The sequence below is a fragment of the Flavobacterium sp. UBA2787 genome, assembly GCA_002352205.1.
Taxonomy (GTDB): Bacteria; Bacteroidota; Bacteroidia; order Flavobacteriales; family Flavobacteriaceae; genus Flavobacterium.
In genome coordinates, this window is record DEHZ01000002.1 from 60,991 (window position 1) to 84,689 (window position 23,699).

The following is a 23,699-nucleotide window of genomic DNA, read 5'->3' on the forward strand; positions in this document are numbered from 1 at the left end:
TTAAACTTGAAACAAATTTAGAATTCAGCATTCTGCGGTGTTCTCGGGAACGGAATTACATCGCGAATATTAGTCATTCCGGTGACAAAAAGAACTAATCGTTCAAATCCTAAACCGAAACCGGAGTGAACAGCTGTTCCAAAACGACGCGTATCCAAATACCACCATAATTCTTCTTCATCAATTCCTAATGCTTTCATTTTTTCAATTAAAACATCATGACGTTCTTCTCTTTGCGAACCACCAACAATTTCACCAATTCCCGGGAATAAAATGTCCATTGCTCGAACGGTTTCTTTTCCTGGCTCTGTATTGTCATTCAAACGCATGTAAAATGCTTTAATTTTTGCCGGATAATCATATAAAATTACAGGGCATTTAAAGTGTTTTTCAACTAAAAAGCGTTCATGCTCACTTTGCAAATCGGCACCCCATTCTTCAATTAAATATTGGAATTTCTTGTTTTTATTTGGTTTTGAATTTCTTAAAATATCAATTGCTTCTGTATAAGTAACTCGTTTGAAATTATTTTCTAACACAAAATTTAACTTTTCTAACAAACTCATTTCGCTTCGTTCAGTTTGTGGTTTGTTTTTTTCTTCGTCTAACAAACGTTGTTCTAAAAACTTCAGGTCATCTTCGTGTTTGTCAACCGTATATTTAATAACATATTTGATGAAATCTTCCGCCAAATCCATATTATCCGCCAACTCATTAAACGCTACTTCCGGTTCAATCATCCAAAATTCGGCTAAATGGCGAGATGTATTTGAATTTTCCGCTCTAAATGTTGGTCCAAATGTATAAACTTGGCCCAAAGCCATTGCATAGGTTTCGGCTTCCAATTGTCCCGAAACAGTTAGATTGGTTTCTTTACCAAAAAAATCTTCTTTATAATTTACTTTTCCTTCTTCTGTTCTTGGGGTGTTATCGAATGGAAGTGCGGTTACTTTAAACATTTCACCCGCACCTTCAGCATCAGAACCAGTAATAATTGGCGTGTTTACATAGAAAAAACCTCTTTCCTGAAAATACTGATGTACAGCAAATGAAAGTGTTGATCGCACTCGCATAATTGCACCAAACGCATTGGTACGCACACGTAAATGAGCATTTTCTCTTAAAAATTCTAACGAATGTTTTTTGGGTTGCATCGGATATTTTTCCGCATCAGAATCGCCCAAAATTTCTACTTTAGAAACTTGAATTTCTACTTTTTGACCTGCACCTTTGCTTTCTGTCAAAGTTCCGGTTAACGAAACGGCAGCTCCGGTAGTGATTCTTTTTAGAGTTTCTTCCGGTGTGTTTTCAAAATCTACGACACACTGGATATTATTGATGGTAGAACCATCATTTAAAGCAATAAATTGGTTATTTCTAAATGTTCTAACCCAACCTTTTACGGTTACCTCGGTTAAAACAGGTGTGGCTGTTAGTAATTCGTTAACTTTCGTGTGCTTCTTCATTTTGTTTTAAGTTTACTATGCAAATATACTAGATTATAATTTTTTTGACTAGGATTTAGATTGAGTTTCTTTTTCATCTTCTTCCACCAAAATATCAATGGTAGGTTGAGGGAATTCTTCTTGATTGGCAATTGTTTTTTCTAAAGATAGTAATAATGCCGGCAATAATAATAAATTAGATAGCATGGCAAAAAGCAAAGTAGCCGAAACTAATCCGCCCAAAGCAACCGTTCCACCAAAACTGGAAATCATGAATACTGAAAATCCAAAGAACAAAACGATGGAAGTGTAAAACATACTGACACCCGTTTCTCGCAAAGCGTTGAACACTGATTTTCTGATTTTCCAATTGTTTGCTTGTAATTCTTGGCGGTATTTGGCTAAGAAGTGAATCGTATCATCAACCGAAATTCCGAAAGCAATACTAAAAACTAAAATGGTTGATGGTTTTATCGGAACTCCCAAATAACCCATAACTCCTGCTGTAATTATCAACGGTAATAAGTTTGGAATTAAGGAAATAAGTACCATTTTGAACGAACGAAACAAATATGCCATAAAAAGCGAAATCAGAAAAATGGCAAATAACAAGGATAAAACCAAATTGGTTACCAAATAATTTGTTCCTTTTTGGAACACTAATGCTTTTCCTGTCAAGGTAACCGTGTAGCGATCCGGCGGAAAAACTTTATTGATTTTATCCCAAAGCTTTTCTTCAATTTTTTCCATTTTATCAGTGCCAATGTCTTTCATAAAAGTTGTAATTCGGGCATATTGACCTGTGGAATCCACATAACTTTTCATGAAATTTTCTTTACTGTTTTGGGTTGCATTTTTGGCATAACTTAAAATAAAGCCTTGCTCTTGTGCAGTGGGTAATTCATAATAATCAGGATTTCCATTGTAGTAGGCTTGCTTCGAATATTTTACGACATTTACAATCGACATCGGTTGAGAAAGTTCAGGAATTTCACTAATGATTTCTTGCACTTCTTCCATTTTTCGCAAAGTGGAAAGTTTTATTACACCTTTTTTTCGTTTGGTGTCAATCATTATTTCCAAAGGCATCACACCATCAAATTCTTTTTCAAAGAACAAAATATCTTTAAAAAAACCGGTTTTTTTAGGCATGTCTTCAATCAAACTGCCGGAAATTTTCATTTGATATATCCCGATGATACTCACAACAAGAAGAATAACGGAGGTGATATAAATAGAAATACTATGATTTTTTACCGTTTTTTCAATCCAATTTACAAATGTTTTGGTGTAGGTTTTATCAAGATGCTCCAAATGTTTATCCTTTGGCAAAGGCATAAAGCTATAAATAATCGGAATAACCAATAAACAAAGAATGAAAAGTAAAACAATGTTGATTGATGCAATAATTCCAAATTCTGTTAGCAATTCACTATCAGTTACGATAAATGTAGCGAAACCGGCAGCGGTAGTCAAATTGGTCATCAAAGTGGCATTTCCAACTTTAGAAATAACGCGTTGTAATGATTTGGCCTGATTTCCGTGTTTTTTTACTTCTTGCTGGTATTTGTTGATTAGAAAAATACAGTTTGGAATTCCGATTACGATGATTAATGGCGGAATAATTGCGGTTAAAACGGTGATTTCAAATCCTAATAATCCTAACGTTCCAAAAGCCCACATTACACCAATAATTACCACACACATGGAAATAAAAGTCGCTCTGAAACTACGGAAAAAGAAGAAGAAAATTAATGAAGTGACCAAAAGTGCCGCTCCGATAAAAATGCCAATTTCGTCAACAATATTTTGTGAATTAAGCGTTCGGATATAAGGCATTCCAGAGACTTTTAAATCGATATTGGTCTCTTTTTCGAATGCTTCTATTTGCGGAATCAAATTCTTTACTACAAAATCTTTTCGGATAATTGTGTTAACAATTTTCTTATCCAAATAAATAGCGGCTCTAATCGTTCCGGTTTTTTTACTGAACAATAAATGCTCATAAAAGGGTAGACGTTCAAAAAGTTCTTTGCGTTTGTCTAGTAAGTATTTTGCATTTTTAATTTTGGTAGAATCAATAAAATCAACTAACTCAAAAGTTTCTAATGATTCATTTTTATTTAATTTTTTTAAATCATCAACCGAAATAATTAAATCAACTTCTTTTGACTTTTTTAGGTTTGTCATCAAATTTTTCCATGCGGTAAATTGCTTTGGAGTAAAAAAAGTTGAATCTTGAATACCAATGATAATCAGGTTTCCTTCTTCACCGAACTTATCTAAAAATTGATTGTATTGTTCGTTTACTTCGTGATGATCGGGTAGGAGATTAGCCTCTGTGTACGTAAATTGCATGTTTTTCCATTGCAATGCCAAAAACACAGTCAAAAGAAAAACGATAGAAAGAATTGTGATTCTGTTTCTGAGGATTATTCGGGCGATTGATTCCCAAAAACCTACGCTAAACCATTTAGCCATACGATAATTTTAACGGATGCAAAGGTAGTGAAATCAATACTAAATAGATGGTTTTAACCGTAATTTAATCTTTAAAATAATCAATAAAACGAATAGCTTTTATAAACCTAAATCAAGAACGAAAGTTAGTTTGATAGCAATATTATCTTCAAATCGACTCAATTGATTTGGCCCGTAGCGATAAAATCCAGCCAATCCAAATCCGCTGAAAATCTGGTTTAATTCGATTCCTGATTCAAAATAACCTTCGTTGATGGTTTTATAATTCAGCCCAACATGCTGTTCGGGTTTCTCCATATTTCCCCAAGCCATGCGAGTCACCAAGACTAAGGAAGGTTTTACTTTTTTAAATAGTTCTACTCTTTTAAATCCATGTTTAAAATGAAGCATTACATATTGACTGGAGAAAAATTCATTGAAACGCATGGTTTCAAAACTGTTTTTTCCGGCAACGGTTAATCTTTGTAGCAATACTTCACGGTCTAAATTGTTAGGCGAATTGTTGTATAAATGAGTCAGCGGGACATCGCCAAAAGCATAACCTGCCTGAATTAAAACTGTGGATTTTTGACCGTTTATGAATTGTTTTTCATATTCTGCTCGGGCGTCAATTTTTCCAAATTGAAAATCATTTCCTAAAAAGTCCGGTAACGATTCTGTAAATTGGAATGTGAATTTAGGAAATCTCTTCTCAATTTCAATTTTCCCACTTGGCGTATGCATATAATCGCTAAACGGATTCCATTGAATTGAAACAGAAGCGGTGGTCATCGTGTATTGATTATATAAATTTTCACCATCAAAAAAAGCATAATTAAACAAAGGTTCAATTTTTGAATGATTCAACTGCCAAATACTTTCCGTTTTGGGCAAAAAATTAGTCTCTACGTAGCCTTTCCATGTTTGATGATGATAAAAAGTACTCACGTTGATAGGTCTTGGGTCGTAGATTTTAAAAACCCTTTTGTCAATATTAAACTTGGTACTACCAATTTCTTGCACATCGTCTGTATAGGAAAGTCCTGCCCAAGTATTAGAAAAGTTTCCTACTCGGGTAGAACCGCCTAAGTGATACTTTAATTCATCATCTTTTAGTCCATACGCCGCATATCCGTCTAATTTAAAATTTTTAGAAAACCGTTCATTGGTTGTTCCGCCGAGTCCAAAACGGAAACCTTCATAATTGTTATAGCTCATTAAATACCGGAGATCGAAATCAAAAAACCCAATTGGAACATAGCCGTTGATTATTTTTCTGCCAAAGAAAAGCTTGGCATTTATCCCTTTAAAAAAAGCCAAACTATCTTTCACTGCAAATGTGTTTCGGTCTCTTTTGGAAAAACGGTCTTTTCTGTTTTTTAACCAAAATGTTGTGTCTTTTTTAGCAACATCATCGTCTATTTCTATCGCAACAGAGTTTCGGGCTATGCTTAGAGGAATATTTATTTCACGATCATAAAAAAATGTTTTGGACAGCATATAAGAAAAATCAGAAGCTGCTTTTTCACGTTTTTTTCCTAATTCGTCATATTCTCCTTCAAATTCAATTGTTCCTCCTAAAATTTTTATAGGATCATCATTTTTTCCTTTGATGATTTTTAGTTCATAAGTGTTTGGAAACCAAATTTTTTCATTTAATAAAAATTCATATTCATGAATAGCGGTTAAATCGATAATTCCTCGCACACGCATGATAGCTTTGGCTACAGCAAAATTTTCTTGATCAATAAAAAGTAGTCCTTCCATACCTTTTTTATTGATTCTTTTTTTGTTTTTAAAATACACCAAAACCGTTTTTCGGTTTGAAAGTGAAATCGTATCTAATAGCTCAAAATCATAATCACGAAGTCCTAATTTTGAAATCGGATTTACATACTTTGTTTCCAATAATTCATAACGAGGTTCATAAACAGAATAGGATTGAAGGTTAAAGCCAATGACTTCATAAATTGGACTTTTGAAACCGGACATTTGCGAAGCTAAAACCGTTTCTTTGAATTTATCATCGCTAAATTGAAATAGAGAAACTTTTTCGGTAACAAATAAATGTTGCTTACTAATTAGTTTTTTAAATTTAAAATCCGTTGAATCAATTTTAATTTTTTTTGATTTTTTGATTGTATCAATTTTTCCTTTTATTGAATCGGGATGAGCCGTAACAACAATTTTGTTATAGCCTTTATATTGAAAGGTTGATAGTGCTTTTTTGGGATTGTTTTGCTCAATTGAGGTATAAACTGAATTGAGAAATCTTTTTGATTGTTCTTGTTTTTGGATTAATTCGGTTTCTGATAATTCCTTTCCAGATTGTAAAAACACTGAAAAGTAACTGGTTTTGTCAATTATAAACTCTTTGCTTTTGTAGTTTAGATATGAAATAACCATCTTTTCACCAGCTGATGAACTGATGAATTCAAATTTTCCTGTTACATCTGCAATTGTTGTTCTGCCGGATGAAGATTGTATGGTGGCAAAAGGCAACGGTTTTTTAGATGCTTCGTCTTTAATAATTCCGGTTACTCTAAATTGTGCCTGAACACAAAGCGAGCAAAAAAGAAATAGAAAAGCGAGGTATTTCATGTGTTGTAAAAATGCGAATCACAAATGTACTTGATTAAAACAAAAAATCCACTCTTTCAAGTGGATTTCAATTTATACTTTCATGATTTCGGCTTCTTTGACGGCCAGAATATCATCAATTTTTTTAATGTAAGCATCGGTTAATTTCTGAATGCTTTCTTCAGCAGATTTACAAATGTCTTCTGAAGTTCCGTTTTTTTCTTCTTTCTTAATGTCGGTATTGGCATCTTTTCGGGCATTTCTAATTCCGATTTTAGCATCTTCCGCTTCTGATTTGGCTTGTTTAACCAAATCTCTTCTGCGTTCTTCCGTTAATGGTGGTACAGAAATGATGATATTATCGCCATTATTCATTGGGTTAAAACCTAAATTGGCAATCATAATTGCTTTTTCAATCGGATGCAACATTCCTTTTTCCCAAGGTGTAACCGTGATGGTTCTAGCATCGGGAACGTTGATATTCGCCACTTGCGAAAGCGGCGTTTGCGAACCATAATAATCTACAAAAACCCCACCTAACATTTGTGGTGTCGCTTTTCCGGCTCTAATATTTAAAAATTCTTTTTCCAAATGAGCAATCGAACCATCCATGTGTTCTTTTGCGGTATCAATGATAAAATCTATTTCTTCTGTCATGATAGTATTTTTTTTAATCGTATTCTATTATTCAAAAATAAAGCCAAATTAAATAGTAACGGTAGTTCCGATGGTTTCGCCATTGCAAACTTTCAATAAATTACCCGGTTTATTCATATCAAACACGATAATTGGCAATTTATTTTCTTGACTTAACGTAAATGCGGTGGTATCCATCACATTTAAACCTTTGCTCAAGACATCTTCAAACGAAATATAATCAAATTTTACAGCATCTTTGTGCTTTTCCGGATCGGCATTATATACTCCATCAACGCGAGTTCCTTTTAAAATTACATCGGCACCCACTTCAACACCTCTTAAAACAGCAGCGGTATCCGTTGTAAAATAAGGATTTCCTGTTCCTGCTCCAAAAATAACAATTCTGCCTTTTTCTAAATGGCGAACGGCTCTTCTTTTAATATAAGGTTCTGCAATTGCTTCGATTTTTAAAGCGGTTTGCAAACGAGTCAACATTCCGGCTTCTTCTAACGCACCTTGCAACGCCATTCCGTTAATCACCGTGGCAAGCATTCCCATATAATCGCCTTGCACTCTGTCCATTCCATTGCTGGCTCCGGCAACACCTCTAAAAATATTTCCACCACCAATAACGATGGCAATTTCTACTCCTTGATTGTGAATTTGTTTAATTTCTTGAGCATATTCTGCCAGTCTTTTTGGGTCAATTCCATACTGACGGTCGCCCATTAAAGCTTCTCCACTTAGTTTTAGAAGTATTCTTTTGTATTTCATAAGATGTTTTTTGTGGTGCAAATATAAAGAATTATTGATTTTATCAATATAAAAATCAGAGTAGTTTACCTATTTTCGATATGGGATTGAAAATCCGGAAATGATTTTTTGGCTGCTTCGTAACCGTGGTTAAAAATAATTTCCATTTTAATTTTGTTGGTTTCGAATGTTCCGTATTTCGATAATTCTTCGGGTTCAATGACCCAATCGCACAAAGTAAATTTTTGCATGGTTGTGTTTGCTGTTAGTAAATCAAAAGCTCGCGATGTTACTGCTTTAATAGAATTTAGATCTTTCGCTTCAATTTTTTGAATCGGACTCACATAAACACCAATAATAATGTCGCATCTTCCTTGTAAAATATCGGTTGGAAAGTGGTTTAGAATTCCGCCATCGCTATACCAATTATCATCAATTACATAAGGAGAAATAATTCCGGGAAAAGCACTCGAAGCCAAGATTGCATCAACGATTGAAGTGTCTCTATCAAATATTTTAATTTTTCCTTTCACCATATCTGTTGCCGTCACGTGAATCGGAATTTTTAAATCGCCAATAGTTGCATCACCAAAAACATCTGTAAAATATTTTTTAAAAGATAAACTATCAATAATTCCGGCTTTGGTGAAAGTAAAATGCTTCCAATGAAAAAAGTAAATGGATTGAAAAAAGGATAAAATTTCTTTCGGACTTTTTCCAAAACTATACAAAGCGGCTACGATGGATCCTGCACTGCTTCCTGCAATTTGAGTGGGTCTAATGTTTTGTTCTTCTAAAAAATGAAGAACTCCGGCATGGGCTAAACCTTTTGAACCACCGCCTGAAAGAACTAAACCTATGTTTTTTGATTTCATATCCATACAGTTCCAAAAATACATTTTTATTAGTAACTGTGACAAGCGTTACATAGTAAAAGCAAAATAAATTCTATTTTTGTGCCGTAAAATTACAATTCATGCAAGAGATTTTTAAAAACAGTTTAGCAAAAAGTTTGACTTATGCTGATTATCGTAAACAAGTTACCGATTTATTGAAAGAAGGAAAATCAACTGGAAATGAACAATCGGAAGATTTGACAAAATATAGTGAACTGAACGAAGTTCGAATGAATCGCTTAGATAAAACTATTCAGATTTCTGATGAAGTTAAAATTGGTTTAAGTAATTTACAAGCAAACTATTTATGGATAGTCATTTCTGAAGGTTGGTGTGGCGATGCGGCTCAATTGTTGCCAATTATCAATAAAATGGCTGAACTTTCAGAAAATATTGATTTACGAATTGTTTTTCGTGACGAAAATGAAGATTTAATGAATCAATATTTGACGAATGGTGGAAAAGCCATTCCGAAATTATTGATTTTGGATGCAGAAACTTTAACCGTTTTAAGCGATTGGGGACCAAGACCGGAAGGTGCAAAAAACCTAATTTTAGACTATAAAGCTCAATTTGGAATTGTGGATGAAATTGCAAAAACCAACTTGCAAAAATGGTATTTGCATGATAAAGGGCTGAGCACTCAAACTGAAATTATGGCTTTGGTTGAAAAATGCGAAAAGCAATTAGTTTAACTTCCCAACAATTTTAATTTTATCAGAAGTAGAAATTCCACCCGGATTACAACCCAGTTTTCCTTCCGGAATTTCTATTTTTAGGTTTTGATAATAATCAACCCAAGCAGGGAAAAATTCATTTGTATTGGGTTGTTTGAATGTCATCGGTTGTAATTCGAAAAAAGGTTCGCCGTAAGCATTCAAAAAAGCATCATAAATCAATTCAGAACAATAATATTTTCCGTTATCATACAAATAATCATCATCATACGGAATCCCGATTTGCTGTTTGGAAAACGAAATAACTTGCGGAATTAGTTTTGTATATTTCGATTTTACTCTTCCAATAAACATAGTAGTTTGTGTGTTTTTTGAAAACTGTTCTAACGTCACTTTTCGAACGGCATTTCCAGCTGCTTCGATAATAAAGACAGAATCATTTTCAATTAAAACCAATCCCAAATGACTAAAATCATTGCCGTCATATCCTTCGGTTACAGCGTGAATGGCTTCGCATAAATCGCCACAATTCATCTTTTGAAAAAGTAAATCGCCGGTTATTAATTTGGAAGATTGTCCAAAAATTATAAAAGAGACAAGAAGAAAAATAGAGGAGAATAAATTGCGAATCATGTTTTGATTTTTCTGACTTGTTTGATGATTTTTGGCGAACGACTTCCGTGAAAAGCTCTCAAAACTTCAATTTTATTGGCTCTAATTCGGTAGATAATTAAATAAGAACCTAAAATGATATTTCTGTAAATTTTGGTTTTGGTTTCAAGATGACGACATTCGGGATGAAGGAGGTATTGTGTTTCGAATTTATCAAGTGATTGATAAATTTCAGTAAAACCTTCTGCTAGTTTTTGACCAAAAGTAGCTTCTTCATATTCGTAAATATCAAGTAAATCTATAGTGTCAAACGGAGTGGAAGTAATTACTTTTTTCTTTGTAATCTCCATTCGTTAAATTTTCGTTTAGATTCTTCTAAAGTCATAAATTCACCTTCTTCCGCTTCTTTAATAAGCGAAACAAATTCATCCTGCGACATAGGTTTGCCTGGAGTTGCTAAGTTTTTAGATTTATCTTTTGATGTTTTCATGGCTATGAATTGAATAGTAAAGATAAGAAAAAAATAAATGCTTCTTATTTTTTCAATAAATTTGATTCAAAATCATCCGGCGAAACTGCATTTTCAACCGAATAATCGCCAATTTTTGTGCGACGTAAAACCGTCAAATGAGCACCGGATTCAAGAGCTTTTCCAAAGTCGTGAGCTAACGAACGAATATAAGTTCCTTTGCTACAAACTACTCTAAAATCAACTTCGGGTAAATCAATTCGTGTAATTTCAAATTCATGAATGGAGGTTTTTCTACTTTCCATTTCCATTTCTACACCGGCACGAGCGTGTTCATACATTCGAATTCCGTCTTTTTTAATGGCTGAAAAAACAGGTGGTTTTTGATCAATTTCACCTAAAAATTGAGGTAAGATTTGATTAATTAATTTTTCGTTAATATGATTTATTGAAAAATTTTCATCAATTTCAGTTTCCAAATCATACGATGGAGTAGTGGCACCCAATTTGAACGTTCCGGTATATTCTTTAGGTTGACCTTGAATTTCTGTGATACGTTTGGTGAATTTTCCTGTGCAAATAATCAATAATCCGGTGGCTAAAGGATCTAGCGTTCCGGCGTGACCAATTTTAAATTTTTTAGGAAGACCTAATTCGCGTTTCAAAGCATATTTTAACTTATTAACCGCCTGAAAAGAGGACCACGTTAATGGTTTATCAACTAAAATGACTTGTCCTTCTAAAATTTCTTCCGCTTTCATTCGTTAAAGCGTTAAACCGATGATAATTGCCAGTAAACCCACAACTAAACAATAAATTGAAAAATATTTTAATTTGCTGTTTCTAACCAATTTAACCATCCAGCTACAAGCAAATAAACCTGCGATAAAAGCTGCTAAAAACCCAGCAGATAAATAACCAAAACTTGATTCGTTATAAACTAAATCACCACTCATAAGATCTTTGGCAATTTTTCCAAAAATCAGCGGAACCACCATCAAAAAAGAGAAACGAGCTGCTTTGCTTTTATCAACACCTAATAAAACAGAAGTTGAAATGGTTGCTCCGGAACGAGAAATTCCCGGAAGCATTGCAATCGCTTGAGCAATTCCGATGAACAAAGCGTTTTTAAAACTAACAGGCTTTAAAGTATTTTGGGCTTTATCTGCAAAAAAAAGTAGTATAGCAGTTACGATCAACATAAAACCAACAAAAACGACATTGCCGTCAAAAAGTTGCTCTAATTCTTTTTCAAATAATAATCCAATGATTACAGCAGGAATCATTGATAGAATAATTTTCAATGAAAACTGAAAAGATTCATTCCATTTAAATTGAAACAAACCATTAATAATTTCCAGAATATCTTTTCTAAAAACCACAACCGTACTTAATGCTGTGGCAAAATGAACAATAACGGTAAATAGCAATCCTTCTTCCGGCATTTTGTCTTCGCCTAAAATAGCTTTGGTAAGTTCTAAGTGTCCACTGGAAGAAACGGGAAGAAACTCTGTTAAACCTTGAATAATTCCTAAAATAATAGCTTCTAAAATGCCCATTTTGGATTAGATAAAATAATTAATTAGATGGATTTGATTGCTTTTTCGGATTTTTCATAATAGCATAAATCACCACACCAAATCCCGCCAAAACAACAGTTGGAGCTAAACGAATTCTTCGAAAGTCAAAAATAGCTTCGCTAAAAACTTTTGGGTCATCGCTGCCACCACCACTCATTAAAATGAAACCTAAGATGATAATTCCAATTCCAACTAAAAGAATTTTATAATTAATTTTCTCAAAGATAAATTCTTGTTTTTGTTCGTTTTTACTGCTCATTTTTTCAAATAAAAATTAATATAAATCGTCTGTTCTAAGGTTTAAGAATTTTTGAGTGGCAAAGAAAGTACTGAACCAAGAAATTAAAATTCCTAAAACTAAAACTCCCAATAACACAGCACCAATCATTATCTTGTCTTCTAAAATACCAAGTTTTGGAAAATTAGCATCGATGTAAAATAGTACGCCAATGATTGCAATAATGGCCAATAGAGCACCAATTATTCCTAATTTAATACTTCGCATAATGAAAGGTTTTCTAATGAAAGATTTTGTTGCTCCCACCATTTGCATCGTTTTGATGATAAATCGGTTTGAATAAATGGATAAACGCATCGAACTGTTGATTAATAAAACAGCAATTAACGCTAAAAATCCGGTCACAATTAACATCCAAAAAGTGATTTTTTTAATGTTATCATTCACTAAATCAACTAAATGTTTATCGTAAACAATATCAGAAATCATTTTGTTTTCCTTGAATTCTTGCTCGATATTTTTGATGCTATCGGCTTCAACATAATCTGCTTTTAGATGAATATCAAAGGAATTCTGCAACGGATTAAATCCTAAAAACTGCATAAAATCTTCACCAATAATATCTTTATGTTTTGAAGCTGCCGTTTCTTTTGATACAAAAGTGTCTGTTTTTACATAAGCCGCCGCTTTTAATTTGGCTTCAAAATTTTTAAGCACACTATCGTTGGCAGCATCTTTAAAATAGACTGACATTGGAATTTCTTCTTTAAAATCATCCGATAATTTTTTCGAATTAATCACAAAAAACCCAAGAATTCCCAATAAAAAAAGCACTAAAAACACACTTAATACCACAGAAAAATAGGAAGAAATAAGTCGTCTTTTTTGATACTTTTCGTAAGATGATGCCATAGAAATTAATTTAAGCCGTAAAATTAAAAAAGAAATTGGTTAAACCACAGTTTATAACGTTGAAAGTTTTGAGTTTAGTACAATAAACGTAAATTTGCCGTTTAAAAAACCTTAGCAACTCAGAAACTCAGTTCCTCAGCACCTTAGAATATGAAATACTTCCACGAAAAAATCGAAGCCAAATGGCAAGAATATTGGGCTAAAAACCAAACCTTTGCCGCACAAAATAATTCTGAAAAACCAAAATATTATGTGTTGGATATGTTTCCGTACCCATCCGGAGCAGGTTTGCACGTAGGTCATCCGCTGGGATACATTGCTTCAGACATCGTGGCTCGTTACAAAAGACACAAAGGTTTTAATGTGTTGCATCCGCAAGGATATGATTCATTCGGACTTCCGGCGGAGCAATATGCCATTCAAACCGGACAACATCCCGAAAAAACGACCAAAGAAAATATCGCTCGTTACCGTGAGCAACTGGATAAAATCGGTTTTTCGTTCGATTGGAGTAGAGAAGTTCGTACCTCAAATCCGGATTATTACAAATGGACGCAATGGATTTTTATTCAATTGTTTGATTCGTATTATTGTAAACATTCCGATCAAGCGTTTCCAATTTCAGAATTGGTAAAAGTGTTTGAAGCCGAAGGAAATGCCAATGTGGATATCGTATGTGATGACAACATAGAAATTTTTTCAGCCTCAGAATGGAATGCATTTTCATCTGAAAAACAACAACAAATTTTATTAAAATATCGCTTAACTTACCTAGCCGAAACCGAGGTAAATTGGTGTCCCGCTTTAGGAACCGTTTTAGCGAACGACGAAATCGTCAATGGGGTCTCCGAACGTGGAGGTCATCCAGTTATCCGAAAAAAAATGACCCAATGGAATATGCGAATTTCTGCATATGCTGAACGTTTATTGCAAGGTTTAGAAACGATCGATTGGAGCGAAAGCATTAAAGAAAGTCAACGAAATTGGATTGGGAAGAGTGTTGGGGCAACTGTTAAGTTTCAGGTTTCAGGTTCCAAGTTTCAGGTTGAGGTATTTACGACAAGACCCGACACCATCTTCGGAGTAACCTTTATGACCCTCGCACCCGAGCACGATTTGGTTGCACAAATCACAACTTCTGAACAAAAAGCAGCAGTTCAAGCTTACGTAGAAGCAACATCAAAACGCTCCGAAAGAGAACGTATGGCCGATGTAAAAACCATTTCCGGTGTTTTCACAGGAGCGTATGCTGAGCATCCGTTTACCAAAGAACCCATTCCGGTTTGGATAGGCGATTATGTGTTAGCCGGTTATGGAACAGGAGCTGTAATGGCCGTTCCGTGTGGCGATGAACGCGACTATGCATTCGCTAATTTCTTCAAAGGAAAAGAAGGAATGCCCGAAATTAAAAACATTTTCAATCAAGATATTTCCGAAGCTGCTTTTGCAGAAAAAAGTGGTTTTGAAATAGTCAATTCTGATTTTTTAAATGGTCTAGGTTACAAAGAAGCCACCAAAAAAGCCATCGAAGCTTTAGAACAAATTGGTCAAGGTAAAGGAAAAACTAATTACCGCTTGCGTGATGCGGTTTTCTCAAGACAACGCTATTGGGGCGAACCGTTTCCGGTTTACTACGTTAATGATTTACCACAAATGATTGATGTTAAACATCTTCCAATCATTTTACCGGAAGTAGAGAAATATTTACCAACCGAAGACGGACAACCGCCGTTAGGAAATGCTACGCATTGGGCTTGGGACAGTGTTCAGTCTACAGTTGTTAGTAATCAGTTGATTGATAACAAAACAGTTTTCCCATTAGAATTGAACACGATGCCGGGTTGGGCAGGTTCTTCGTGGTATTGGATGCGGTATATGGATGCTCATAACGAAAACGAATTTGCCAGCCAAGATGCCTTGAACTATTGGGAAAATGTAGATTTATACATTGGTGGTAGCGAACACGCCACCGGACATTTATTGTATTCTCGTTTTTGGAATAAATTTCTAAAAGACCGCGGCTTCATCACACCCGAAGAACCGTTTAAAAAATTGATTAATCAAGGGATGATTTTAGGGAATTCGGCGTTCGCATATAGATTAGGAGTTGAATTTGATTTAAAATTTTCATTAACTGAAGAATCAATGGCAATTATCATCAATAATAGTTTACCAGCTATTTTTGATCCTATATACTCAGGATCTTTTGGGACGAAGTTTTTTTATTCCAAAAAACATATTAGCGATTTTAAAAATGACTTAAGAATTATTTTTCATCCATATCTTTTAAATTTTGATTTGCTTGATATTAGCGTCAAAAATTACATAATTGAAGAAGCTAATAAATCTTTACCTGAAAGTCCAAAAGATGCGTTAGATATTTTGAAATATGATAGAAAAATTGAAATTAAAGGATTCACTTTTACTCCTATAGCAGTAGATTTATCAGTTATAAATGATGTTACAAATGAATTAGATATTGAAAAATTTAAATCCCATCCATTATATTCCGATTATAAAAATGCAGAATTTATTTTAGAAGATGGCAAATACATTGTCGGTCGCGAAGTCGAAAAAATGTCCAAATCTAAATACAACGTCGTAAACCCAGACGACATTTGCAACCAATACGGAGCCGATACCTTACGTTTATACGAAATGTTCCTTGGTCCCTTAGAACAAGCAAAACCGTGGAATACTGCCGGAATTACCGGAGTTTCAGGCTTCTTGAAAAAATTATGGCGACTGTATTTTGATGACAATGGTTTAATCGTAAACAACGATGAACCAACGGCAGAAATGTACAAATCATTACACAAAACCATCAAAAAAGTGACAGAAGACATCGAGAATTTCTCGTTCAATACTTCTGTTTCACAATTTATGATTTGTGTGAACGAATTGGTTCAATTAAAATGCAATCACCGAAAAATTTTAGAACCATTAGCTATTTTAGTTTCACCGTATGCTCCACACATTGCCGAAGAATTATGGAGTCAATTGGGTCACGAAGGTTCGGTTTCAACCGTAGCATTTCCAATTTTTGAAGAGAAATATTTAGTAGAATCAGAAAAAGAATATCCGGTTTCCTTCAACGGAAAAATGCGTTTTACAATCAAATTGCCACTAGATTTAACCGCTGCTCAAATTGAAGAAATTGTAATGGCAGACGAACGCACACAAGCTCAATTGCAGGGGAGAACACCAAATAAAGTGATTATTGTTCCCGGAAAAATTATCAACTTAGTGGGATAATTTTATAAAAAGATTTAGCCACGGATTTGCAAATTCAATTGTGAATCCGTGGCTTTTTTCATCAACAATTGTTAAACAATACCTAAAGCAATTTTTTTGGCAGATTTTTTGATTTCATAAATTTAATTCAAATTCCTTCTGCTTATGAAATCACGACTACTATTCTTTGCTCTCTTTTGCAGTTCCTTTTTGTTCGCTCAAGAAGAAGAAATGGTTGAAACGCAAGTCTTACCAAACGAAATTGCTTTTGATTTTTCTGGTTTCTACAGCCCAATTTTATCTACCAATTTCATCGGTTTTTCAATGGACATCAGATATTACGTTCGTGAAAATTGGTCCACCGGTATCAACATAAGCTATGCTTCCCGAAAAATGAAAACCGATTTTCAATATGATGTATTTAATCCTGCCGTTCAATACAGTGAAATAAGTTGGCTCAACCAATTTGATTTACTCAAAAAAGAAAAATTCAGAATCGGTCTGCAATTGAGCAACGGTTTAGCAATGGCTACTTTGGTTGATCGTGATGTTACAGAAGAGTTTTGGGATGAATATGGCGTGACCGAATCAGCCAAACGTATAGAAACCAATTATTTCTACATTCTGCAACCCGGCATTGAAGCGGCTGTTAGAGTATATGACAATGATCGCTTTCCGGATGTTTATCTCACCGCCAAAGCAAAATACCGACAAGCGATGGGAACACCAAAATTTGCTACCACAAGTGATTTTACAAATTATTATGTTGGAATAGGAATTTCGTTAATTGGATTTGTAACTTATTAGTAAAAAAGCATACTATTTATACAAAAAGAAAGTTATTGTATGAAAATCATATATTCAATTTCTAAATAATTTCGCACTTATATTAAACACAATTTTAAACTTAAAAAACATGAAAAAAATCTTTTTAATTGCTGGATTTATGTTCGCTCAATTTTCTTTTGCACAAGAGGAACAAACCATTTCAACCGACGAAAAAAAATGTGAAGTTCCAAAACTTGATTTATACGTTGGTGTGGGCGGTATTTTTTACAATGATTTTAATTTAAATCAAAAAATCAGTGCATCGGGAATGCCCGAGATTCGAGAAAGTATGCCGGAATTCTTAGTCGGAATAAATACGTTATGGGAAAAGTATTCTTTTGACGCTGAATTGTCTTCCACGTATTCAACCAAGAAAAACAGTACAACCGAGAATAAATTGGCCAGTGGAACTTTTAGACTTCGCGGACATTATAATTTTGTAAATAAACCAAGAGTTTTATTGTCTGGGGGATTAAATGTGGCTTACACACATAACGATTTTAATTTATATTCTCGAGATAATGATATCAACTTAAACGATTTGAATCCAGAAAATAATTCAGGTCACGTAAGTTTAAAAAATGATATTTTTTATGCCGGACCTTCAATAGCATTCAATTTGAAACGTAAAGAAAAATTGAGTATTCGTTTAAATGTGGGTTACGAGTTTGCATTCACCAACGGAAAATGGAAATCCGATTATGCCAATGTGTCCAATACTGTAAAAGAAAATGGTCAAAATAGATTAATGGTTGATGTTGTGTTCTTTTAATGAGCAATCGATTTTAAAAATGAAAATTTTAAACCTGAACAAATTATTTTTCAGGTTTTTTTATGATTTGTTTTTTGTAACTTGTGGTTATTAAAATAACATTATGCATTGGTCTGATTTTGATATATGGAAGTTTCTAGCTGGATTAGGTATTTTTATGTACGGTATGTTTTTATTGGAAGAGGCCATAAAGCAATTATCCGGTAAAGCATTTAAGACATTAATTAGGAAATCTACAACAGGCAGAATTCGATCGATTTTTACAGGATTATTTTCTACTACAGTTTTGCAAAGCAGTTCCGCTGTAACATTAATGACACTAACATTTGTTGGGGCCGGTTTAATCACTATGCAGAATGCTATAGGTGTAGTGATGGGAACCAATTTAGGAACCACTGCCACGAGTTGGCTTGTAGCTACAATCGGTTTTAAAATAAATGTAGAGGGTTTGTTTTTGCCTTTGATTGGTTTGGGTGGTTTGGGATTAATTTTTTTGAGTAAATCACCTCGCTACAACGGAATTAGCCGATTGTTAGTAGGACTTGGTTTTTTGTTCATGGGTTTAGAATACATGAAACTTAGCGTTGAAGGATTTACTTCGTCATTTGACTTGGCTTCCATGCCACATTATGGCTCACTTTTTTATGTTTTCCTTGCTATTATTATGACTTCAGTTATGCAATCGAGTTCAGCCACAATTGCGATCATTTTGACAGGTTTACATACGGGGTTACTATCGTTCTCAGAGGGAGCTGCCATGGTGATAGGTGCAAATATTGGAACTACCACAACAATTATGCTTGGAGCAATGGGAGGTATTCCAATAAAAAAACAAGTAGCGTTAAGTCATTTAATTTTCAATATTTTTACCGGAGTTGTTGCATTTTTATCCTTACCACTCCTTACCAAATTAATACTCTTTTTAATTAATGAAGACAACAATGCAGTTTTAGCTGTTACATTGTTTCATACGTTGTTCAATTTATTGGGTGTGCTTTTGTTTTTACCATTTATTGGCTTTTTAGTGAAATTTCTTCAAAGAGTTTATCCTGAAAAAAGAAACTAAACAACTCAATTCATTTCAAATACTACACCAGATTTGCCAGAAGCTGCACTTGTTGCAGTTCGAAATGAAACGATTCATATTTTTAAGATTACTTTAGATTTAATCGGACTTGTTTTTCATTTAAATCAATCAAAAGCAAAAGAAGGGAGTGGTTTTTTTTCAGAGTTACTCTTCAACACAAAAAAAGATAAAACACCAGCTGATTTATTTAATAACATTCTTTCTACTAATAAATCAATTATGGTGTTTGCTTCTAAAATTCCGGTACATGATTTGGAGGAGTTAGAGCGAAGAGAGCTTGCTCATTACAATAACATGGTTATAACACTTTCTCAAGTTGCCAAAACGGTTATTAATATTGGTCCCGAAATAGAAGAAATTGAGTCGTCTGAAAACACATCGGTTAGTCAATTAATGATATTAATTTGCGACACCACCAATTCAAACTTAGTTTTATTGCACAAAATCTTGGAAGAATCATTAGAAAAACAAACCTTGGAAGTTTATAATAATCAGATTAAACAGGATTATAAAATGGTAGTTGAAAAAATAGCAGAGGCAATTGAAAAAAAATTAATTCAAGAAAAAGATATCTCCTTATTATTAATGGTAAATGGAATGGCAACACAAACCATAAGACAATTGTTCCGAACTTTAGAAAAGCTTATTTAACTATTTATGCAAGATTATTGATTTTCACACCAAAGTCTCTGCCAAAATTTCAGCAAAAAGAATTCACACAACTTTGGCTTACAATTTGCTATATATTTGTAACTTTATACTTTTAAAAAAATAAAAAAATGATAGGATATTATATTTTAATTGGTGCAATTGCTTTAGTAAGTTGGTTAGTAAGTCGTCAGCTGAAGAAAAAATTTGAATTTTATTCAAAAGTTCAATTGCGTAACGGAATGAGTGGAGCCGAAATTGCTCAACGAATGCTTGAAGACCATGGAATTTATGATGTAAAAGTCATCTCAACTCCCGGTCGTTTAACCGATCACTACAACCCAACTGACAAAACAGTAAACTTGAGTGAAGCCGTTTACAACCAACGAAATGCCGCAGCAGCAGCCGTTGCCGCTCACGAAGTTGGTCACGCCGTGCAACACGCAACCGCGTACGAATGGTTAACATTACGTTCCAAATTAGTACCTGTAGTGAGTGTTTCCTCTGGAATGTCGCAATGGTTAGTAATCGGTGGTTTAATTTTAGGAGCCGCCTCCGGAAGTGCAATCGGATTTTACGTAGCCATCGCCGGTTTAGTGATGATGGCCTTAGCCACCACATTTAGTTTCATTACTTTACCTGTGGAATACGATGCGAGTAACAGAGCATTAGCTTGGTTAAAGAAAGCAAATATGGTTGGTCAACAAGAATACGAAGGAGCTCAAGATGCCTTAAAATGGGCCGCCAGAACCTATTTGGTTGCTGCAATTGGAGCATTAGCTTCCTTATTATATTGGGCTCTCCAAGTATTTGGTTCAAGAGACTAATTCAAAAAATGAAAACAACAAAATCCGTTACAATCGTAGCGGATTTTTTTTTTGGAAGCGAATGGCTCGGGCTTTTTCAGGAAACCATATTCCCGCTTTCGCCTTTAGTCCCGTTTTAAAAAACGGGAGCTACCGGCTCAATCTGGGCTAGAGAGGAATGGTAATCAGTTGGCAGTTTTCACCCAATCTTGTCATTGCGAAGCAATCTCTTTTCAGTGTTTTCCGTGCCTTCTGTGAGAAAAAAGTTTTCACCTTCAGTTTTCAAATAATTTTCATTCTACATTGTCTTCATCGCAAACAAAAACTTCGTGCCCTCCTCACTTCGCGGCAAAAAACCCGCAACCCGCAACCCGCAACCCCTACAACTGTATCTGCCGTTCAATCTGCTGTTCCAACGAAATAAACGTCTCCGTTCTCGAAACACCATCAATCGGCTGAATCTTTTTATTGAGCAATTGCATCAAATGTTCGTTATCTCTACAAATTATCTTAACCAAAATGCTCCAATTTCCTGTGGTATAATGACATTCCAACACTTCTGGAATTTTTTTCAATTCTCGCACAGCATCCGAATTACTTGAAGCTTTATCCAAATAAATCCCAACAAAAGCCATCGTTTTATACCCTAACACCTTATTATTAATCACAAATTTAGAACCCGAAATCACACCGGCTTCTTCCAATTTTCGCAACCGCTGATGAATCGCCGCACCGGAAATTCCTATTTTATTGGCAATTTGTAAAATGGGTTTTCGAGCATCTTCCATCAAATCACGAAGAATTTCTTTGTCTATACCGTCAATTTCTATTTCAAGCGAATTGATTTTCATTGTTATAAATTTTAATTAAAAATATAAAATTACTTTCAAAAATACTAAAAAATCAATTTTAAAGTTTCAATAGTATATATTCAAAAAAACTTATTCATTTCAAGATTAAAAAATCTATTAGGATTCTTAAACTAAAAAAATTAAATTTGTTAATCAACTCAATCATCTCGACTAAACAACATCTCATGAAAAAATATATTCTATCACTTATTTTTTTATTTTCAATAACACTTTTATTTGCTCAAGATTCTATCCAAAACGGTCAGGCTTCAATGAACGGAACATTGGATAAACAATTTGATTATGTTGTTCAAAAATCAAATAATTTTCAGGAATACAAAGTTGTAAAAAGGGATTTCTTAACAATTTTAAAGCGAAATAGTCTTGATTCAGTCAATCGTTTTAAAACTGAATTAGCCGATTTAAAAGCAGAGTTTGCTTCACATTCTGAAACTGTTCAGCAATTAAAAGATACATTAAAAACAACACAGGCTGAGCTTGATAAACTTAAAACAGCTCAGGATAATGTTTCGTTTCTTGGGGCTCCAATTAGCAAAACCAACTACAATTTGATTATGTGGGGAATTGTTTCGGTTTTATTGCTAATTTTAATTGTGTTCTTGTTTCAACTAAAAGGAGCCAAATCCACATCCAACGATGCCAAAAACAATCTGGAAAAGCTTGAAGAAGACTACGAAGATTACAAACGAAAAGCCCTCGAAAAAGAGCAAAAGTTAGGTCGTCAATTGCAAGACGAAATTAACAAACAAAATAAATCTTCCAAATAATTAACTGCCAACATTATTCGGGTTGTAACCCATATACGGCACTTCTTTGTCTGTAAAAATTACACCAAACGATTCCAATTCCTCCAAAATAGGAAGATAAACCTCTTTTTTAATTGGTAATTGCACTCCTGGAGTAGTGATGTTTCCGTTCAAAATTTGTAACGTTGCCATCGCGACAGGAAGTCCGACTGTTTTCGCCATGGCTGTGTACGTTTGATCATCACCTAAACAAACCATACTACTGTCGATTTGTTTTTTCTGACCGTTAAGTTCATACCCAAATTTGTGATACATCACAATCATATCTTTATCTTCGGGTTGAAGAGCCCATTTTTCGGCTAAAATATGTTCTAAATATTGAGCAGGTGTTGCATTTTTAATCCCTGCTTTTTTGGTAGAATCAAATAAATCCAATTCCTCAAATTTATCCCAAATCACATCGTCTTGATCAATTTTCAGGTAGTGACGTAACTTCAATTCCACCGAATCCGAAGGGTGATAAGGTAAAAATGAATTCGTAAAATCACGGTAAGTCATAGTTTCCGAATTTTCCATAGAATAGGTGTCATCCGTCATTCCTAGTTGAACTAACATATCCCACGCTTTTGAATAACCTACTCTTCGTAAAGTGCCGCGATACATCGTTAAAATATCATCCAAACCATAAATGCTTCTGTATTTTAAAGAATCACGGTTGGCATAACCTTCAAAACGTCCGTAGCCTTCGACTTCCAAAAATTCAGTCCTACGAAATAGTTTGTTGTATGGAATGTACTTGTATTTTCCTTCCTGAATAAATTTTGAAACACCGCCTTGTCCGGCTAAAACCACATTTCTCGGATTCCAGGAAAATTTATAATTCCATAAATTTGTGTCACTTTCAGGAGCTACTAATCCGCCACAAAATGACTCAAATTGAATCATTTTTCCACCTTTTTCTCTAATTTCATCAATTATTTTCATGGCACTCATATGGTCAATTCCGGGATCAAGGCCAATTTCATTCATAAAAATTAATCCTTTTTCTTTCGCTTGACTGTCCAATTCTTGCATTTTCGGACTGATGTAGGAAGCCGTCACCATGTGTTTGTTGAAAGCAAGACAATCTTCGGCAATTTCAATGTGCAAATGAGCCGGAAGCATCGAAATCACTATATCGGCTTTTTGAATTTCTTTCTGACGGTTCTCCACATTCGAAATATCCAATAAAATAGGGGTTGCGTTCGGATGATTATTGGTTTTTTTCTTCGCCAATTCCAAAGATAAATCAGCTATAGTAAGATGCAAATCTTCTGTGATTGCTTTGTTTAACAAATACTTTATCAACGAAGAAGCAGATCGACCGGCACCAATAATCAGGATATTTCTCATTTTTGTTTTTCTATAAAAATCACACGAAAGTAAACAAATGTTATATTTCTAAC

At 34.2% G+C, this 23,699-nt stretch carries 23 protein-coding genes; 8 read left to right on the top strand and 15 right to left on the bottom strand.

Features of this window, described 5'->3' with window-relative positions; genetic code table 11:
• Nucleotides 1–17: 17 nt before the first annotated feature.
• From asnS to B4N66_RS00725, 6 genes are all read right to left on the bottom strand, one after another.
• Entirely contained in the window at nt 18–1,466 is a 1,449-nt protein-coding gene (gene asnS, locus B4N66_RS00700; protein WP_291091724.1) for an asparagine--tRNA ligase, read from the bottom strand.
• Between the two features lie 48 nt (nt 1,467–1,514).
• Nucleotides 1,515–3,926: an efflux RND transporter permease subunit gene (locus tag B4N66_RS00705; protein ID WP_291091727.1), complete on the bottom strand. Its 2,412-nt coding sequence runs from the start codon at nt 3,924–3,926 to the stop codon at nt 1,515–1,517.
• Nucleotides 3,927–4,025: 99 nt separating this feature from the next.
• Entirely contained in the window at nt 4,026–6,506 is a 2,481-nt protein-coding gene (locus B4N66_RS00710) for a DUF5686 family protein (RefSeq protein WP_291091729.1), read from the bottom strand.
• Nucleotides 6,507–6,578: 72 nt separating this feature from the next.
• A complete protein-coding gene (frr, locus tag B4N66_RS00715; protein ID WP_291091731.1) occupies nt 6,579–7,142 on the bottom strand; it encodes a ribosome recycling factor in 564 nt (187 codons plus the stop codon).
• Between the two features lie 48 nt (nt 7,143–7,190).
• Nucleotides 7,191–7,898: a UMP kinase gene (gene pyrH / locus B4N66_RS00720; protein ID WP_291091733.1), complete on the bottom strand. Its 708-nt coding sequence runs from the start codon at nt 7,896–7,898 to the stop codon at nt 7,191–7,193.
• Between the two features lie 65 nt (nt 7,899–7,963).
• Nucleotides 7,964–8,758 (bottom strand): patatin-like phospholipase family protein, encoded by a 795-nt coding sequence (locus tag B4N66_RS00725; RefSeq protein WP_291092041.1) that lies wholly within the window; start codon nt 8,756–8,758, stop codon nt 7,964–7,966.
• Nucleotides 8,759–8,853: 95 nt separating this feature from the next.
• Between B4N66_RS00725 and B4N66_RS00730 the strand changes: the two genes are divergently transcribed.
• Nucleotides 8,854–9,468: a thioredoxin family protein gene (locus B4N66_RS00730; protein WP_291091735.1), complete on the top strand. Its 615-nt coding sequence runs from the start codon at nt 8,854–8,856 to the stop codon at nt 9,466–9,468.
• Here the strand turns inward: B4N66_RS00730 and B4N66_RS00735 are convergent.
• Genes B4N66_RS00735 through B4N66_RS00765 form a run of 7 tightly spaced genes read right to left on the bottom strand, consistent with a single transcriptional unit; the run spans nt 9,460 to nt 13,261 of the window.
• The gene (locus B4N66_RS00735; RefSeq protein WP_291091737.1) at nt 9,460–10,083 is read right to left on the bottom strand and encodes a YiiX/YebB-like N1pC/P60 family cysteine hydrolase; all 624 of its coding nucleotides are present in this window, start codon (nt 10,081–10,083) and stop codon (nt 9,460–9,462) included. The genes B4N66_RS00730 and B4N66_RS00735 overlap by 9 nt on opposite strands.
• The gene (locus B4N66_RS00740) at nt 10,080–10,412 is read right to left on the bottom strand and encodes a type II toxin-antitoxin system RelE/ParE family toxin (RefSeq protein ID WP_291091739.1); all 333 of its coding nucleotides are present in this window, start codon (nt 10,410–10,412) and stop codon (nt 10,080–10,082) included. Before B4N66_RS00740 ends, B4N66_RS00735 begins: the two co-directional genes overlap by 4 nt.
• Nucleotides 10,388–10,552 (bottom strand): hypothetical protein, encoded by a 165-nt coding sequence (locus B4N66_RS00745; RefSeq protein WP_181456875.1) that lies wholly within the window; start codon nt 10,550–10,552, stop codon nt 10,388–10,390. The genes B4N66_RS00740 and B4N66_RS00745 overlap by 25 nt, the downstream gene beginning before the upstream one ends.
• 44 nt (nt 10,553–10,596) lie before the next feature.
• Nucleotides 10,597–11,292 carry a tRNA pseudouridine(55) synthase TruB gene (gene truB, locus B4N66_RS00750; RefSeq protein ID WP_291091744.1) on the bottom strand — a complete coding sequence of 232 codons (696 nt, stop codon included), beginning with the start codon at nt 11,290–11,292 and terminating at the stop codon, nt 10,597–10,599.
• Nucleotides 11,293–11,295: 3 nt separating this feature from the next.
• Nucleotides 11,296–12,090 (bottom strand): undecaprenyl-diphosphatase UppP, encoded by a 795-nt coding sequence (gene uppP, locus B4N66_RS00755; protein WP_291091746.1) that lies wholly within the window; start codon nt 12,088–12,090, stop codon nt 11,296–11,298.
• Nucleotides 12,091–12,109: 19 nt separating this feature from the next.
• Nucleotides 12,110–12,370: a DUF3098 domain-containing protein gene (locus B4N66_RS00760; protein ID WP_291091747.1), complete on the bottom strand. Its 261-nt coding sequence runs from the start codon at nt 12,368–12,370 to the stop codon at nt 12,110–12,112.
• A gap of 15 nt (nt 12,371–12,385) precedes the next feature.
• Entirely contained in the window at nt 12,386–13,261 is an 876-nt protein-coding gene (locus tag B4N66_RS00765) for a cell division protein FtsX (protein ID WP_291091749.1), read from the bottom strand.
• Nucleotides 13,262–13,411: 150 nt separating this feature from the next.
• On the opposite strand from B4N66_RS00765, the gene B4N66_RS00770 reads away from it, so the two are divergent.
• From B4N66_RS00770 to B4N66_RS00795, 6 genes are all read left to right on the top strand, one after another.
• Nucleotides 13,412–16,516, top strand: a complete 3,105-nt coding sequence (locus tag B4N66_RS00770) for a leucine--tRNA ligase (RefSeq protein WP_291091752.1) — start codon at nt 13,412–13,414, stop codon at nt 16,514–16,516.
• A gap of 144 nt (nt 16,517–16,660) precedes the next feature.
• A complete protein-coding gene (locus B4N66_RS00775; protein ID WP_291091753.1) occupies nt 16,661–17,302 on the top strand; it encodes a hypothetical protein in 642 nt (213 codons plus the stop codon).
• A gap of 109 nt (nt 17,303–17,411) precedes the next feature.
• Nucleotides 17,412–18,095 carry a hypothetical protein gene (locus tag B4N66_RS00780; RefSeq protein ID WP_291091755.1) on the top strand — a complete coding sequence of 228 codons (684 nt, stop codon included), beginning with the start codon at nt 17,412–17,414 and terminating at the stop codon, nt 18,093–18,095.
• A 103-nt stretch (nt 18,096–18,198) separates the two neighbouring features.
• Nucleotides 18,199–19,161: a Na/Pi cotransporter family protein gene (locus B4N66_RS00785; protein WP_291091757.1), complete on the top strand. Its 963-nt coding sequence runs from the start codon at nt 18,199–18,201 to the stop codon at nt 19,159–19,161.
• 33 nt (nt 19,162–19,194) lie between these two features.
• The gene (locus tag B4N66_RS00790; protein WP_291091760.1) at nt 19,195–19,833 is read left to right on the top strand and encodes a hypothetical protein; all 639 of its coding nucleotides are present in this window, start codon (nt 19,195–19,197) and stop codon (nt 19,831–19,833) included.
• A 128-nt stretch (nt 19,834–19,961) separates the two neighbouring features.
• Nucleotides 19,962–20,657, top strand: a complete 696-nt coding sequence (locus tag B4N66_RS00795; RefSeq protein WP_291091762.1) for a zinc metallopeptidase — start codon at nt 19,962–19,964, stop codon at nt 20,655–20,657.
• A 359-nt stretch (nt 20,658–21,016) separates the two neighbouring features.
• On the opposite strand, the gene B4N66_RS00800 is transcribed toward B4N66_RS00795, so the two are convergent.
• Nucleotides 21,017–21,487, bottom strand: coding sequence for an Lrp/AsnC family transcriptional regulator (locus tag B4N66_RS00800; RefSeq protein ID WP_248432505.1), 471 nt, complete (start codon nt 21,485–21,487; stop codon nt 21,017–21,019).
• A 185-nt stretch (nt 21,488–21,672) separates the two neighbouring features.
• On the opposite strand from B4N66_RS00800, the gene B4N66_RS00805 reads away from it, so the two are divergent.
• The gene (locus B4N66_RS00805) at nt 21,673–22,275 is read left to right on the top strand and encodes a tRNA (guanine-N1)-methyltransferase (RefSeq protein WP_291091766.1); all 603 of its coding nucleotides are present in this window, start codon (nt 21,673–21,675) and stop codon (nt 22,273–22,275) included.
• On the opposite strand, the gene B4N66_RS00810 is transcribed toward B4N66_RS00805, so the two are convergent.
• Nucleotides 22,276–23,646, bottom strand: a complete 1,371-nt coding sequence (locus tag B4N66_RS00810) for a saccharopine dehydrogenase family protein (RefSeq protein WP_291091768.1) — start codon at nt 23,644–23,646, stop codon at nt 22,276–22,278.
• Nucleotides 23,647–23,699: the final 53 nt, after the last annotated feature.

What these genes read in the sequence shown, in the direction of transcription:
- B4N66_RS00710 (WP_291091729.1), bottom strand. Translation starts at nt 6,506, where the DNA reads ATGAAATACCTCGCTTTTCTATTTCTTTTTTGCTCGCTTTGTGTTCAG.
- B4N66_RS00785 (WP_291091757.1), top strand. Translation starts at nt 18,199, where the DNA reads ATGCATTGGTCTGATTTTGATATATGGAAGTTTCTAGCTGGATTAGGT.
- B4N66_RS00810 (WP_291091768.1), bottom strand. Translation starts at nt 23,646, where the DNA reads ATGAGAAATATCCTGATTATTGGTGCCGGTCGATCTGCTTCTTCGTTG.
- uppP (WP_291091746.1), bottom strand. Translation starts at nt 12,090, where the DNA reads ATGGGCATTTTAGAAGCTATTATTTTAGGAATTATTCAAGGTTTAACA.
- B4N66_RS00800 (WP_248432505.1), bottom strand. Translation starts at nt 21,487, where the DNA reads ATGAAAATCAATTCGCTTGAAATAGAAATTGACGGTATAGACAAAGAA.
- frr (WP_291091731.1), bottom strand. Translation starts at nt 7,142, where the DNA reads ATGACAGAAGAAATAGATTTTATCATTGATACCGCAAAAGAACACATG.
- B4N66_RS00795 (WP_291091762.1), top strand. Translation starts at nt 19,962, where the DNA reads ATGATAGGATATTATATTTTAATTGGTGCAATTGCTTTAGTAAGTTGG.
- B4N66_RS00775 (WP_291091753.1), top strand. Translation starts at nt 16,661, where the DNA reads ATGAAATCACGACTACTATTCTTTGCTCTCTTTTGCAGTTCCTTTTTG.
- B4N66_RS00765 (WP_291091749.1), bottom strand. Translation starts at nt 13,261, where the DNA reads ATGGCATCATCTTACGAAAAGTATCAAAAAAGACGACTTATTTCTTCC.
- pyrH (WP_291091733.1), bottom strand. Translation starts at nt 7,898, where the DNA reads ATGAAATACAAAAGAATACTTCTAAAACTAAGTGGAGAAGCTTTAATG.
- B4N66_RS00805 (WP_291091766.1), top strand. Translation starts at nt 21,673, where the DNA reads ATGAAAAAATATATTCTATCACTTATTTTTTTATTTTCAATAACACTT.
- B4N66_RS00735 (WP_291091737.1), bottom strand. Translation starts at nt 10,083, where the DNA reads ATGATTCGCAATTTATTCTCCTCTATTTTTCTTCTTGTCTCTTTTATA.
- B4N66_RS00760 (WP_291091747.1), bottom strand. Translation starts at nt 12,370, where the DNA reads ATGAGCAGTAAAAACGAACAAAAACAAGAATTTATCTTTGAGAAAATT.
- truB (WP_291091744.1), bottom strand. Translation starts at nt 11,292, where the DNA reads ATGAAAGCGGAAGAAATTTTAGAAGGACAAGTCATTTTAGTTGATAAA.
- B4N66_RS00780 (WP_291091755.1), top strand. Translation starts at nt 17,412, where the DNA reads ATGAAAAAAATCTTTTTAATTGCTGGATTTATGTTCGCTCAATTTTCT.
- B4N66_RS00705 (WP_291091727.1), bottom strand. Translation starts at nt 3,926, where the DNA reads ATGGCTAAATGGTTTAGCGTAGGTTTTTGGGAATCAATCGCCCGAATA.
- B4N66_RS00730 (WP_291091735.1), top strand. Translation starts at nt 8,854, where the DNA reads ATGCAAGAGATTTTTAAAAACAGTTTAGCAAAAAGTTTGACTTATGCT.
- B4N66_RS00745 (WP_181456875.1), bottom strand. Translation starts at nt 10,552, where the DNA reads ATGAAAACATCAAAAGATAAATCTAAAAACTTAGCAACTCCAGGCAAA.
- asnS (WP_291091724.1), bottom strand. Translation starts at nt 1,466, where the DNA reads ATGAAGAAGCACACGAAAGTTAACGAATTACTAACAGCCACACCTGTT.
- B4N66_RS00740 (WP_291091739.1), bottom strand. Translation starts at nt 10,412, where the DNA reads ATGGAGATTACAAAGAAAAAAGTAATTACTTCCACTCCGTTTGACACT.
- B4N66_RS00725 (WP_291092041.1), bottom strand. Translation starts at nt 8,758, where the DNA reads ATGGATATGAAATCAAAAAACATAGGTTTAGTTCTTTCAGGCGGTGGT.
- B4N66_RS00770 (WP_291091752.1), top strand. Translation starts at nt 13,412, where the DNA reads ATGAAATACTTCCACGAAAAAATCGAAGCCAAATGGCAAGAATATTGG.